Below are 14383 nucleotides of genomic sequence, written 5' to 3' on the forward strand. Positions count from 1 at the left end.
ACCTATGTGAACGATGTAAAATTACCGGTAAGCCTGTAAAGTGTTAGTTGCCTGGTAATTAATTTAAAATGTAACTGCGTTGAATCCGAAAATACAAGAATTTTTAAAAAGTAAAGGTGCCAGAATTGCTGGCAGAGTAGCCATTATTGCGGCTGGGATAGTGCTTATCGGATTAAGTATTATCTTTATTTTCCGCCGGAATATTTTACAGTTTGTTGTAAAAGAAGTTACCACCCGCGTGGAACGCAAATACCCCGTGGACCTGGTAATTGGAAAAGCCGACTACGTGGGAGTAAATACGGTAATTATGCGCAACATTGCCGTAATACCCAAAGGAGCCGATACCTTGTTTACTACCGATAGCGTAGATGCCCAAATTAGTTTATGGACCATTTTTAAAGGCCGGCCGGTTTTTAGCGAATTAAAAATCGCGAATGCTTACCTTACCGCCCGGAAAACTAAAACCCAGAATAACTACAGCTTTTTACTACGGAAAAAACCGGCCGAACCTAGTGTTAAAAAATCAAAAACGGGCCGCAACTACGGCGAAATACTAAATAACTTAATTGAAACGGCCTTCGAGAATGTGCCGGAAGCGGTTACTTTCCGTAATTTGTTGGTAACCTACGAAGGCGATAACCGCAACATCCGGGTAAATATGCCTTTGCTAACCGTAGATGAAGGAAATATCAGCAGTTCTTTAACGGTGCAAACCGATTCCTTAATAAATAAACTGCACGTAGAGGGTAACATTAACCCCGATGATTATCAGATTTCGGCTAACCTTTATACCACCGATACTGCCGGTATCCGCATTCCGTACATCAAAGAAAAATACGGCGCTAAACTGTCCTTTGATTCTTTAAAGGTTAGTTTAACCGACAAAGTGTACAAGCAAAACCGGCTAACCATTAAGGGTGAGGGGCGCATGAATAAACTTTTGGTAAACCATCCGAAAGTAGCCGATGGCGATGTGCAAATTGATAAAGGAGCTATTAATTACGTAGTTACCATTGGGCAGGATTATTACTCCCTGGATACGTTAAGCCGGGTAACATTAAATAAAATGGTTATTTATCCGCAGGCCCGCCTGATAACCCAACCATCTAAACGCATTGCCTTAAAGGTGCGGTCGGCGCAAACCGAAGCCAACGACTTTTTTGAATCCTTACCCAAGGGCATGTTCGAAACCCTGGAAGGCATTAAAGCCCAGGGGTATTTAACGTATAACATGAACTTTTACGTGGATATGGCGCAGGTAGACAGTTTAAAGTTTAATTCGGGCTTAGAAGGCAAGTATTTTAATATTTTAAGTTACGGCAAAACCGATTTGCGCCGCATGAACGAGCCTTTTGAGCATACGGTTTACGAATATGGCAAGCCCTTGCGCACGTTTACGGTAGGGCCACAAAACCCGAACTTTACGCCTTACAATCAGATTTCCAATTATTTAAAAAATAGCATTTTAACTTCCGAAGATTACGGATTTTTTAAACACAAAGGCTTTCACGAAGGCGCCTTCCGGCATTCCATGATTACCAATATTAAAGAAAAGAATTTTACCCGCGGGGGCAGTACTATTTCGATGCAGTTGGTTAAAAATGTGTTCCTGACCCGTAAAAAAACGGTGGCCCGTAAAGTAGAAGAAATGCTGATTGTGTGGCTGATAGAAAATAACCGGCTTACTTCTAAACAGCGCATGTACGAAGTGTACCTCAATATTATTGAATGGGGGCCCAACGTATATGGCGTAAAAGAAGCATCGCGGTTCTTTTTTGAAAAATATCCGGCGGACCTTAATTTAGCCGAGAGTTTGTTTTTAACCAGCATTATACCCCGCCCCAAAGCTTACCGTTATTCTTTTGACTCTTACGGTAATTTGCGCAACCGGACCAAGTATTATTTCAAACTTATTTCGGGTATTATGTTGCGCCGGGGTTTAATCTCGCAGGAAGAATACGACAACTTATATCCGCACGTAAATCTGGCCGGTAGGGCCCGCGATTTAATTGTTACGGCAACACCAGCACCCGATACCACCGCGGTAGATTCTTTACAAATGGATTTGGTTACGCCCATTGATTTATTAGATTAATAACCAATAAAGCCTAAGAACAACACAAGGATTTTAAAAGATAACGTCAATTTTATAGCGGGTTCAGGAATGATTTTATTGTTAAATCAGGATATCCGCCAGATCAATTTCGTCGAGGTAAGTAGTGAGGCAGGCTGTTTCGGTAAAACCCCGGATTAAGCCTACCTCATGGCTTCCTTTGGTATACCAGATTTCCACAAAAAAATCGGCAACGTAATACAGGCTAAAATCAAATTTATAACCGTTTCTGGTAGCCAGAAACACACCTTTCAAGCTGACAAATTGGGCACGCCAATCCAAGGGTTGAATAAGAAATTCATCAAGGCTCATAATACTTCCTACGGCTACTTTAAAACAAAGATATACGGCAAATTATTTATGTAATTTGCGAATTACCAAGTATTTATACTATCAGTCTGGAGGTCGGTAGCAAAAAAGCTTATTCTTCAACACGGCTTATACAAGCTAAGCTGAGTATACTAATTTAAGGTTAATTAAAACAAAAAGAGGCAGGTAGCTTAAAGTTTATTTTTTAAAATCCTATTAAAATATCAGAATTATCCTACTTGTTTACTTGCTCTTCAGGGCTTTTAGTTTAGCTGTTCGCCGGAGCTGCCTTAAGGTTAAATATTCCATAACCCCGACGGCTAACAATACCCAAACAAAGCCCAGTAAATAACCTGCCGTAACATCGGTTAAAAAATGAACTCCCAGGTAAATGCGGCTAAAACCAACCAGCAAAATAACGTTGCAACCCAGTAATACCAGGCTATTGCGCCGCCACCGGGGTTTGGCATCGATAAAAATAAAATAGCAAATAATGCCAATTAAAGCCATAATGCTCGTAGAATGGCCGCTGGGAAAAGAAAAAGAATTTTCCGGCACGTAATACGCAATGTTTAAAGGGCGCTCCCGGTGAAAGTAAATTTTAGAATAATGCATGGTGATGCCGCTGCCCAACACCGATAAAAGTAATGCCACTAATTGAATTAAGCGTTTTTTAATAATTAGCATTGCCCCCGCCAGGGTAGTAATTAAAGTAATGCCATATACCGAGCCCAGCTTAGTAAAGTAAAAAAGCACCTGGCTTAAAATCGGAGTTCGGATGTTAAATAAGGCCGCCGATACTTCTATGTCGAGTTTTTTTAATTGTTGGGAATTAATCACGGTTTCGGCTAATTCCGAGAGCATGGCAACGTTTAAAAAAATCAAGAAAAGCAAAATTGTAAAGGGCAGGCCAAAGAAGTTGCCGGTTTTAAACCTGTTCCGGATAAAAGCAAAAATACCCGGATACCTGGCCTTTAAGCGCTGCATAAACGGCTTCCGGAAAAACAATCGAATCTTATCAGATAAATACAGAAAAGGCAACTTAAAGAACATAATAAAGAGGCGCGTTAAATTTAATCTTGCAGGTTAATTCCATACGATTGCTGCGGCAAAAGCGATAAAATTATGCGATTTTTTAAATTTTTATAATTCGGGCTAAATAGAATATGAATAAGCAAAAATATTGATAAAGAGGTAGATAGCTGGTTGTTATAACATAATAACAGTAGCTACTGTACAATCAGGAGAAAGGTAAAGGCAACTTTAAATAGCGGTATTGCGAATGATACTACACTAAGGTTAAATTCTTATTTTTATTAAAAAGGTTTATGAAGTCTGTTACTCGTGTATGGATAACTGTTTCACTATTTCTTAGTTTTTTAAGCCCCGAATTACAGGCGCAGGATACCGACACCTTAAGAAAATACCAGGATACTACTGCTGTTCCCACCAAAGCTTCTTTTTTTAAATCTAAAGGTTTTCGGGCTACCATTGTACCGGCTATTTTAATTGGCTATGGCGTAAGCACTATTAAGGATCATGGTATTTACAGCAGCTACGATGCCAAGCGCGATTTACAGCGACATTTTCCTAATTTTAAAACCAACGTAGATGATTATTTAATTTTTGCACCATTTGCGGAATTGGCCTTGGCTTACGTCTTACAATTTGAAGGAAACCATGATTATTTAAATACCGGTATTTTAATTTTAAAAGCCGAAGCAATTAACGCTGTAGCGGTTTTTGGATTAAAGAGTTTAACCAAGCAAGAACGACCCAACGGCGAAAATTCTTATTCGTTTCCGTCGGGGCATACGGCCCACGCGTTTTTAGCGGCCTCTATTATTCATTCGGAATTGCGGCACCGCAGCCCGTGGTTTGGTATTGGCGCTTATACCATTGCTACTGGAGTGGGAGCCTTACGGATGTTAAACAACAAACATTGGCAATCGGATGTATTTGCCGGGGCCGGTATTGGTATATTGTCGTCGCATTTAGCTTATTTGTCGCACCGCAACCGTTGGGGCCGTAAACCTACCATTGTGTATGCGCCTACTTACCTGTATGGCGTGCCCGGCGTTAGCGTTACCGTGGATTTAAATCAATTAACCGGTAAAAGTTTGTTGCCCGTAAAAAGGCCGAAAAAGCAAGCTGTATTGGCTTACCAGTAATTACGACAAAATCAAATTTTTAAAATTTTGAAATTTTAAATAAGACAAACGCTACCGCCTACCCAACTAAAATCTTTGTTGTAGCGCACGCCTATCATTTTGCCGCGGCTTAAACGGGCCAGCGAAATAGCTAAGGTTGGTTCTGTGTCTTGGTCGGGCCACAAGTACATCAGCCTGATTTCGCATTTAACCGGTCCATCCGGGGTTTCGATCACGGGTTCGTAGGTTACCTTTTCCTGCAAAATCCAGTTTTCCGGGTCCGCAATCGCCTGAATATCTTGTTCTGTAACATCAATAATAACGCCCTGCCCGGCAAAAGAAAATAGCGGTTTTAATACGTAGTTGTCCAGATTATCCGGAATCGTTTTTAGCTCCGATAAAAAATGGGTGGCCGGTACAAACTCGCTTTCTAAAAAAGGCATGGTGTATTTACTGATCCGGTAAAACCAGTTGGGGTGCGTTACCCAATCAATAGCTTTGGTAGTTAGTAAATCCGGAATTTTTAAAAATGCTGCTTTTTGATTTGGTACTTCATCAAAGATTAATCGGTTGTAAATCTTTTTTACCTGGTGTTGTTTCCCGTTCCGGAAGTAATAAAAGATATTATCTTTTTGCTGTAATTCGTGTAAAGCAACCACGGCAATGCCCAAATACTCGGCGGTTATAAAAAAATCAACGGCAGTTTTTTGTTCAAAGGCATCAATGTCGAGTAAAATTACTTCCTCGGGCAAGCTGTTGCCAATAATGGTTTGCCGGAGCAAGGCAATGTAACTTTCCTGGTCTAAGTGGTTAAAAAAAGGGGTAAATCCTCGACTCACCGGAAAATTGTTTTGGTATGCCTGGGCTAACTTTGCTTGAAAACCATACAGCGAGGGAAAGCCTTGTAATTCAATTAACTTCGGGGTAAGCGCACCGGTGTTATCGCGGGTAACAGCAAAATCAAAAGTTAAAAAATGCGGATGACTGTTTTCGTGGGCTACCCGCCAATTTTCGGGGATGGCATTTTCGGTTAATTTTTTAAAATTTTCTTTTTTTATGGTACTAACTAAATCATCGCCCGCTTTTATTAGCTTGTTTTTGAATTCGGGCGTTAAAAATACGGGTGTTTCGGCAACCCGGAATTCGATTTTTTTCTCCAAGTTATGGTTTAAATCCGCTAATAGCTGTTGGTAAGCTACTTCGGTAAAAGCCGCGTTGTAGGCCGAACGGGTATCTTTAATCATGAGTAAGTTTCCTGAAGTGCTTGTATGGCCTGATTTATAAAAGCGGGTATTATTTGGTTCTGGGTACGTTCCAGCTTTTTAGGATCATCTAAAAACTGCAACATGTCGGCGTATTTATCAGCGCCATGCACCTGAATAATCTGGTTTTTCTTTTCTTCTTCCAGCAAAAGCTTTTTCATGCCAACCGGGTCGGCCTCCGGGTGAAACTGTGTCCCAAAGAAATACGCATTAAACCGGATAGCCATTATGCAGCGTTCTAAGTTTACGTGGGGCCGTTCTTTCTCTAAAGCCAGAATTTTAGCGCCCATCGTTATAAACTGCTTTTCGTCGGGTTCAACTACTTGCCAATCCCGGGAATCAACGGCGTAAAAAGGCTCATCTAAACCTCTAAAAAGTTCTTCGGTTTTGCCCGCCAAAGTGCGGGGAATTGGAAATATGCCAAACGAAGTAGATTTTCTTTTCGAAAGGGTACCCAACTGGTAATGGCGGCAAATTAACTGGAAAGAATGGCAAATAAAGAACACATACTTTTTATCCAAGCGGTCCGGGTTGTTGTTAATAGCTTCCAATTCGTTAATCAGGCCGAAGTAATTATTCTCCCATTCGGTACCAACACTTTCTAAAGGGCTGCCGGGGCCGCCACTTGAAATGTAAATATCAAAGTCAGAATCCGGAATTTCATTTTTAACCCGAACCTCAAAAATTTCAAAATCTAAGGCAATTTGGTTTTTCTGGCTATATCGTACTAAAATATCTTGTATGCAACGCAAGCCTTGGTTAGGATGCCCCGCATTCAGATCTAAAATGGCAACTTTTACTGACACTATGTTATTGAAATATAAAATAAAACGATGCAAGAGAACCTAACATCCAGCGATTATATGCAGTTAGTACAAGACAAATGTGGGCAATAAGCCGGGCTTTAAACGGAAAACTGGATGCGGTTCTGTTACTTATTAGCTTTAAACGATTTTTTTAAAAATTATTGCCGCTTACATGCAGGGGCAAAATTACAAATTTCTGATAACTTAAATTCTTAAGAAAATTATTCACTTAAATAATAAGTTAAATATCAACGCCTTTTAAGGTTTGCGAAGTGATGTAATCTACCACATCAACAAAGTTCTGGTTCTTCTGATAAACTTGTAGTTGGCGGTCGGCACCGGTACCATGTTCCAGTATTTTGGTAATGTAATTAATATCGTCGCGGCTACCCAGTTCGTCTACTACATCGTCTACAAAATCGAGTAATTCCATAATTAAGGAACGGGTATTTACTTCGGTTTCTTTGCCAAAATCAATCAGTTTGCCATCAATGCCGTAGCGGGCGGCCCGCCATTTATTTTCATTAATTAAAGCCCGGTTGTAGGTAATAAACTTCATGTTTTGCTGGCGCAATTTATACAGCTTGGCACAAAGCGCCTGAAAAAGCGCTGTAAAAGCCATGGTTTCGTCTACCAGCATGGGGCAATCGCAAATCCGGAATTCGATTGTTTCAAAAAAGGGGTGCACCCGTACGTCCCACCAGATCTTCTTGGCGTTATCGATACAATTGGTTTTAACCAGCAGCTTAATGTAGTTATCGTATTCTTCTATGCTTAGAAAATAATCCGGAATGCCCGTGCGCGGAAACTTATCAAATACTTTGGTACGAAACGATTTATAACCCGTATTGCGGCCTTCCCAAAACGGCGAGTTAGTAGAAAGCGCGTAGATGTGCGGTAAAAAGTACCGAACCTGGTTAGCAATATGAATGGCCATTTCGCGCGATTGAAAACCGACGTGCACGTGTAAACCAAAAATTAAATTTGATCGGGCGGCTTCCTGCAATTCATCCACAATTTCGGCGTAGCGCGGGTGGTCGGTTATGAGTTGGTGCTGCCAATGCGAAAAAGGGTGGGTACCGGCTGCGCCAATCCGAAAGCCTAATTCGCCGGCCAAAGTAGCTACCGTTCTTCGTAATTTGGTAACCTCGGTGCGGGCTTCGGCGGTGTTCTGGCAGATGCTGGTGCCTACTTCTACCACGGCCTGGTGCATTTCGGCTTTTACCTGGTCTTCGTGCACCCGCTGTGCGGCTTCTACAATTTTTTGTTCGTGCGATATTAACTCCCGCGAAACGGGATCAATTACCATAAACTCTTCTTCTACGCCTAAGGTGAATTTATTCATGAGTTTGGTTATGTATAAGTTTTGGCTCGTATGAAGCTATTAATCCCGATTTATTTGACTGATAGGTAAGGTGCTGCTATTCTGTAAAGTCAACCAACGGTAGTAATAAGTAGTTGATAGATTCTTAGAAATTAAGAAATTTAAAAAATTGCTCTTCTGGTTGCTCTTTATTTCGGTGCATACTGAATTTTGATATGCCGCCCGCGGATTCCGGAATTTAATTATAAGTAAGTTATAAAGGCAGCGAATAAACCCAGGACACCTTAGGAACTAACTTGGGGTTTTAGGCTGCTTTGGGCCGGAACCTGCGGCGCAACCGCATTTGGTATTAAATCGGTTTTGGAGGCGCCGGATTTTACAAATTGTCCCCAGGTTAAGTTATCGAGGCCCGGTTTGTGCGCTTTGGCCCGGTTAATGGCGTAAGAAGCTATGGTTTCTACAATCCACTCAAAATTCTCTTCGCCTACACTGTTTAAATCGGCATCGGGAGCAGGGTTGCAAAAGTCAATGGCATACGGAATGCCGTCGCGGATGGCAAATTCTACGGTGTTCAAATCGTAACCCAAATACTGGTTAAGCTTAATAACGTATTCTTTTACTTGTTTTAAGATTTTTTTGGCCGCCGGCGCTTTGCCGTGTTCGTAACGTAAATGGTGCGGATTGCGGGGTTCGTACTGCATAATGCGCACGTGTTGGCCGCCCACGCAGTAACACCGGAAATAATCTTCAAAAATTATTTCTTCCTGCAGCATCATTACGAGTTGCCGCGTTTGATTAAACTTATCAAAAAAATCTTCGGGACTGTGCAGTTTGTACACATCGCGCCAGCCGCCCCCGTCAAACGGTTTCATGTAAGCCGGAAAGCCCACGTATTTAAAAATGCCGTCCCAATCTAAAGGATATTCCAGGTTCCGGAACGAATTGCCGTTGGTATTATCGGGCATATCGCGCGAAGGCAACAATACGGTTTTGGGTACCGGTACGCCAATTTTTACGGCTAAGGCATTATTAAAAAATTTTTCGTCGGCGCTCCACCAAAAGGGGTTATTAATTACTGCCGTGCCCGACATGGCCGCATTTTTTAGCATGGCGCGGTAAAAAGGCACATCCTGCGAAATCCGGTCCACGATTACGTCGTAGCCCGAGGCTTCTCCCTGAATTACTTTATCTATCAACACAAAGTCGGCCGTTATATTTCTCACCCCTTTTTTATTAATCCGGTCCACGAAAGCTTGCGGAAAGGTGTTTTCCTGACCAAAAAGAATTCCGATTTTTTTCATAATAGATTTTTAAATTTTTACAAAGTGGATAAGTAATGCGGGAACATGTCGCGCCATACCGGCCAATCGTGCACGGCATTGGGCCGGACATCCAGCCAATGCGGAATATTTTTGCGGGACAGAATGCTGCTCAAATTCAAGTTCGCGTCTTTACAAATGTCGTACTCCGAGGTACCCAGAATTATTTTTAATTGCCAAATGGCCGGATCTGCACTGTTCGAAACAAAATCTACCGGATTGTTATAATACACATCATCGTTGTAAAAGCCATCCAGTTGTTCCCGGATATCAAAAGCGCCGCTCATACTAAACAGGTGGCTGGCTTTATCGGGGTGTTTAAAAGCAAAATTAGCGGCGTGGTAACCGCCAAAGCTACAGCCGGCCACGCATACTTTTTCTTTACCGGTTTCGTGCAAAGCCCAGGGCATCAATTCGTGGTACAACATTTGATCGTAGCGCAGGTGGTTTTGTACCCTTTCGGCCGGGTGCACTGCTTTGTTATACCAGCTAAGCGCATCCACCGAATCGATGCAATAAATTTTTACCAGTCCTTGCTCTATAAACCAGGCAGCACTATCAATTAATTTAAAATCTTTGTTTTCGTAATAACGGCCTTTGGACGTAGGGAACAAGATTACCGGGTAACCCTGGTGCCCAAAAACCAGCATTTCGATTTCGGCGTTAAGTTGCTGCGAATACCATTTATGATACTGCTCGGTCATAGCTTAAATATATACTTTTTATTGACAAAAGTATTTTTCTGATAAAGGAATAGGAAAGATTTAAGTTATTCGGTAATAAAGGATAAAGTACAATTCCATTATACTTATTAAACTTAATTTGGTTAATTTTGACTTTTTAGAAATTGCCTGAATTATACCATGTTTTTTGATTACGCCGAAGCTGAAGTGCGCATTTGTGTGGAAGAATGGACCATTGCGTCGCAAATTTTAAACCGGGAAGTTTCCGGGGTTATTTACCAACCCGAATACCTGAGCGCTACCGGGCCTTTGCATTTACTTTTATTAAACGACGGGCAAGATTTAGTTACCATGCAGTACGACCGGATCTTAACCCGGACCTTACAGCATAAAAATATACAATCGGTACTTACCGTGGGCATTAAAGCCGGTAACCGCCTGCAGGAATACGGCGTATCGGGCCAACCCGATTTTAAAGAACGCGGCAGCGAAGCGCATCATTACCGGCAGTTTATTGTTCAGGAATTATTGCCTTTTATTCATTCCCACACGAGCCGGGCAGCATTTAGCAGTTATACGATTGCGGGCTTTTCGCTAGGTGCTTTATCGGCCCTGGATATTGCCTGGCACGAATCAACTATATTCTCCAGAGTAGGGGCTTTTTCCGGTTCGTTTTGGTGGCGCAGCAAAGAGTATACGCCCAAGAACCCCGATAAACACCGCATTGCGCACCAGGTAATCCGGCAGACAAACGATAAGCCAAATTTAAAATTTTGGTTTCAGGCCGGCACCCAAGACGAAAAATCAGACCGCAACCAAAACGGCATTATCGATTCCATTGACGATACCACCAGCCTGATTGCAGAACTATACCGGAAAGGCTACGAACGGAACACAGAAGTACGGTACGTAGAGCTGCTGGGCGGGCGCCATGATATTACTACTTGGGGTAAAATTATGCCGGAGTTTTTATGCTGGGCTTTCCGGAATTAAGGCTTGAATTTTAATTACTTAAGCATGTAATAGCTTATTTTAAATTCTGCTTTTAAACATTAATTAGTAGTAAGTTAACTTTAAAAAGAGGGCACGATTAAATTTTAAATTTTTAAAAATTTTTTGTGCCGCATTCTATTGAACAAACAATTACATACATCCAAAAGTAAAACGTACTCGTTATATGCCTTTCGAAGTGAGGTATGCCTCTAATTTTTACCGGATTGAAGTTGATTTAACAGCAAATTTATTACAGGCTACTTGGCTACGGGCATCGGATAAAGCCGAAATAGTTTCGGGCGGCACTGCGCTTTACCAGGTTTTACGGGACACAGGTATTGAATACGCCGTTGCCAATGCACAAACTTTAACTACTTTATCCAGCGAAGCCAAGGAGTGGATGTCCACCAGTTTTTACCAGCTTCTTTCTACCACAAAATTAGCCAAGCTTGCGCGCATTTTACCTGAAAACGTTTTTTCTAAAATTGCTTTAGAGTCGGTAGTAACCCGCGCCGATGCTTTAGGCGTAACCAAATTCCAGGTTAAAAACTTTACCGATTACCAAAAAGCGTTGGCCTGGCTAAATGAAAAATAATAGCTGCCGAGCTAAATTTTAAAAATTTTCTTTTTTTTAATTTTCTTTTTAAAAAGGCTTAGCCAACGGAAGCAGATAGTTATTTGGGTTGCGGCTCTTTTTAAATCCTGTTTAACCAGTATTTACCAGATATTGGATCTGTTGGCTGCATGCATCAGTCAAATTCCTTTTTTAAGCGGTTTAATCCGTGAGGTTAAAAATTAATTTTCGGGCTAAGTGGTAGTCTAATTAATTCTTATCCGGAGCTCCCGTTAATCCTTTTCATTTTAAAACTAACCCGTATTGCAACTGCTGCGGCAAAAAGCGCCTTGTTCCTAAAATTTAGGTAGTTATTTAATTAACTATCTCTACCTACTTCCGTTAAGAATGATAATTATTTAAAAAAAACGGACTCGCTGGAATGTGTTTGCTGCTGACTGTGATTGTGCTGGTTATAAAATGAAACTATGAAAAACTGGATTAAACTATTTGTTGTATTTTTTACTTTTACCGGATTAGTGTGGAGCTGTAGCGACGACGATAGTTTCTGGGATGCCATGATTCCGGAAACCGATAAAGACCCTACTACTACCCAAATAAACGGCTACGTTTTTAAACCGGCCTTAGTACCGGCCACCGATGAAAATGTGCAGCAGCTAAAAGTACCCGCGGGTTTTAAGGTTAACAAGTTTGCCGAAAATCTGGGCAAACCCCGTATGTTGGTGGTAAGCCCCGCCGGGCACGTGTACGCTTCTGACCGGGATGCTGGCACGGTTACTTTACTGCAAGATACCAATGGCGATGGCGCCAGCGATAGCAAAAATACGGTAGCCAACATTAAACAAGTACACGGTTTAGCCATTCGGGGCAACCAAATGTACTTGGTGGCGGTGCGGGAATTGTACCGGGCCGATATAAACCCGGATGGTACGCTGGGCCCACCCCAAATGTTATTGAACGATTTACCCGATGCCGGCCAGCACCCTAACCGTACCATTGCTTTTGGCCCGGATGACAAATTATACATAACCGTAGGCAGTACCTGTAACTCATGTCCGGAACCCAATAAAGAAAATGCCACCATTTTGCAAGCCAATCCCGATGGTACCAACCGTGTAATTTACGCCAAAGGGTTGCGCAATACCATTGGCTTTGGCTGGCACCCGCAAACCGGGGTTTTATGGGGCATGGACCACGGCATTGATTGGTTAGGCGACAACGACCAAAAAGAAGAACTAAATCAGATTAAACAAGGCGCCGACTACGGCTGGCCCTATATTTACGGCGAGGGCAAGTATAACCCCGGCGACCGGCCCGAAGGCGATACAACTTACCAGCAATATTTACAAAAAACTACTCTACCTACCTTAACGTACCAGGCCCACGCGGCTCCGTTACAAATGGTATACTATACTGGCACTAAGTTTCCGGCGGAGTACCAGAACGATGCCTTTATTGCTATGCGCGGCTCCTGGAACCGCAGTTCGCCGGTAGGATACAGCGTAGTGCGGCTGCACTTTGAAAATGGCCAGCCCACTCGTTTTGATGATTTTTTAACAGGCTTTTTGGTGAATAAGAATAAAGCGCATTTTGCCCGGCCGGTAGGTTTAGCGGTGCACCCCGATGGTTCGTTGCTGTTATCAGACGATACAAATGGCGTTATTTACCGGATTGATTATCAGCCATAACATCAGTTTTTAAAAATATCTAAAAAGAAAGCTCGCCCATGTTGCATCGGCGAGCTTTCTTTTTACTACTCTGTTATTAGAAGGAGTAAGTTTATTATTTTTAGAAATTTTAAATAATTATTCCTGCTGGGGTTTTTCCGATTCTTTGATAACTATTTCGGGTTCATCGGTTTCTTTTTTCGGTAACAAAATAGATATAATTACCGAGCCTCCTAAAATTACCGCCACTACAATTAAGGCGTAAACCATGTCTATTTTATAAATATCCGAGAGCAATAATTTGGCCCCGATAAATACCAGAATTAAAGATAAACCATAATGCAGGTAGTGGAATAACTTCATAATGCCCGCCAGGGCAAAGTACAAGGCGCGTAAACCCAATAAGGCAAACACATTTGACGTATACACGATAAACGAATCGCGCGAAACCGCCAGAATAGCCGGAATAGAATCGGCGGCGAAAACCACATCGGTGGTTTCTACCATTACCAGCACCAAAAACAAAGGCGTTATAAACCAGGTTTTATCGTATTTAACAAAAAACTTATCGCCCACCAGCATGTTGGTAACCGGAATATAACGGCTGATAAATTTAACTACCGGGTTAGCTTTCGGGTCTATTTCTTCTTGCTCGGTGGTAGCCATTTTAATTCCGGTAAATATCAGGAAAGCGCCCAGGATATACATAATAAAATGAAACTTAGCCAGTAAGGCTACGCCCACCACAATAAAAGTGGCCCGCAAAACCAAGGCCCCCAAAATACCCCAAAACAAAACTTTGTGCTGAAACTGGATGGGAATCTTGAAATAAGAAAAAATCATGATAAACACAAACAAGTTATCGACGCTGAGTGATTTTTCGATGAGGTAGGCGGTTAAAAATTCTAAGGCGGGCGTGGGGCCCATCCAGAAATAAATTAACGCATTAAACGATAAACTTAAAGCAACCCAAAAGGCACTCCAGCCCAGCGCTTCTTTAATTTTTACTTCGTGCGACTTCCGGTGGAATACAAATAAGTCCAGGCCCAGTAGTAATAAAATAAAGGCGTTGAACAGTATCCAAAAATATATATTATTGTGATCCATTGATTTTAATACGTAAATTTTAGCTGTTAATACCGGCTTGTGCCTGGTTTTTAGCAGCTTAACAAAAAATTAATAC

General features: G+C 41.8%; 13 protein-coding genes. 5 read left to right on the forward strand and 8 right to left on the reverse strand.

What is annotated here, in order from left to right; all coding sequences use genetic code 11:
- Positions 1-79 precede the first annotated feature (79 nt).
- Entirely contained in the window at positions 80-2095 is a 2016-nt protein-coding gene (locus tag HUW51_RS18430) for a biosynthetic peptidoglycan transglycosylase (RefSeq protein ID WP_228466720.1), read from the forward strand.
- 81 nt (positions 2096-2176) lie between these two features.
- On the opposite strand, the gene HUW51_RS18435 is transcribed toward HUW51_RS18430, so the two are convergent.
- Together HUW51_RS18435 and HUW51_RS18440 are read right to left on the reverse strand one after the other, a co-directional pair.
- Positions 2177-2425 (reverse strand): hypothetical protein, encoded by a 249-nt coding sequence (locus HUW51_RS18435; protein WP_185271106.1) that lies wholly within the window; start codon positions 2423-2425, stop codon positions 2177-2179.
- Between the two features lie 240 nt (positions 2426-2665).
- The gene (locus HUW51_RS18440; protein ID WP_185271107.1) at positions 2666-3475 is read right to left on the reverse strand and encodes a phosphatase PAP2 family protein; all 810 of its coding nucleotides are present in this window, start codon (positions 3473-3475) and stop codon (positions 2666-2668) included.
- A 275-nt stretch (positions 3476-3750) separates the two neighbouring features.
- Here HUW51_RS18440 and HUW51_RS18445 point away from each other — a divergent pair, with 275 nt between their 5' ends.
- Entirely contained in the window at positions 3751-4593 is an 843-nt protein-coding gene (locus HUW51_RS18445; protein ID WP_185271108.1) for a phosphatase PAP2 family protein, read from the forward strand.
- Positions 4594-4628: 35 nt separating this feature from the next.
- Here the strand turns inward: HUW51_RS18445 and HUW51_RS18450 are convergent, their stop codons facing one another.
- The 5 genes from HUW51_RS18450 to HUW51_RS18470 form a co-directional block, all read right to left on the reverse strand.
- The gene (locus HUW51_RS18450) at positions 4629-5816 is read right to left on the reverse strand and encodes a hypothetical protein (RefSeq protein WP_185271109.1); all 1188 of its coding nucleotides are present in this window, start codon (positions 5814-5816) and stop codon (positions 4629-4631) included.
- Positions 5813-6640, reverse strand: coding sequence for a type 1 glutamine amidotransferase (locus HUW51_RS18455; RefSeq protein WP_317175610.1), 828 nt, complete (start codon positions 6638-6640; stop codon positions 5813-5815). Before HUW51_RS18455 ends, HUW51_RS18450 begins: the two co-directional genes overlap by 4 nt.
- Positions 6641-6881: 241 nt before the next feature.
- Positions 6882-7985, reverse strand: a complete 1104-nt coding sequence (locus HUW51_RS18460) for a carboxylate-amine ligase (protein ID WP_185271110.1) — start codon at positions 7983-7985, stop codon at positions 6882-6884.
- A gap of 263 nt (positions 7986-8248) precedes the next feature.
- Positions 8249-9265 (reverse strand): ATP-grasp domain-containing protein, encoded by a 1017-nt coding sequence (locus HUW51_RS18465; protein ID WP_228466722.1) that lies wholly within the window; start codon positions 9263-9265, stop codon positions 8249-8251.
- 17 nt (positions 9266-9282) lie between these two features.
- Positions 9283-9987, reverse strand: coding sequence for an esterase family protein (locus HUW51_RS18470; protein ID WP_185271111.1), 705 nt, complete (start codon positions 9985-9987; stop codon positions 9283-9285).
- Between the two features lie 159 nt (positions 9988-10146).
- Between HUW51_RS18470 and HUW51_RS18475 the strand changes: the two genes are divergently transcribed.
- The 3 genes from HUW51_RS18475 to HUW51_RS18485 all read left to right on the forward strand — a co-directional run bounded on the left by HUW51_RS18475 (position 10147) and on the right by HUW51_RS18485 (position 13221).
- Positions 10147-10959, forward strand: coding sequence for an alpha/beta hydrolase (locus HUW51_RS18475; protein ID WP_185271112.1), 813 nt, complete (start codon positions 10147-10149; stop codon positions 10957-10959).
- Between the two features lie 184 nt (positions 10960-11143).
- Positions 11144-11554, forward strand: a complete 411-nt coding sequence (locus tag HUW51_RS18480; RefSeq protein ID WP_185271113.1) for a hypothetical protein — start codon at positions 11144-11146, stop codon at positions 11552-11554.
- Between the two features lie 446 nt (positions 11555-12000).
- Positions 12001-13221 (forward strand): PQQ-dependent sugar dehydrogenase, encoded by a 1221-nt coding sequence (locus tag HUW51_RS18485; RefSeq protein ID WP_185271114.1) that lies wholly within the window; start codon positions 12001-12003, stop codon positions 13219-13221.
- 117 nt (positions 13222-13338) lie between these two features.
- Here the strand turns inward: HUW51_RS18485 and HUW51_RS18490 are convergent, their stop codons facing one another.
- Entirely contained in the window at positions 13339-14307 is a 969-nt protein-coding gene (locus HUW51_RS18490; protein ID WP_185271115.1) for a TerC family protein, read from the reverse strand.
- Positions 14308-14383: the final 76 nt, after the last annotated feature.

The organism is Adhaeribacter swui, from assembly GCF_014217805.1.
Classification (GTDB): domain Bacteria; phylum Bacteroidota; class Bacteroidia; order Cytophagales; family Hymenobacteraceae; genus Adhaeribacter; species Adhaeribacter swui.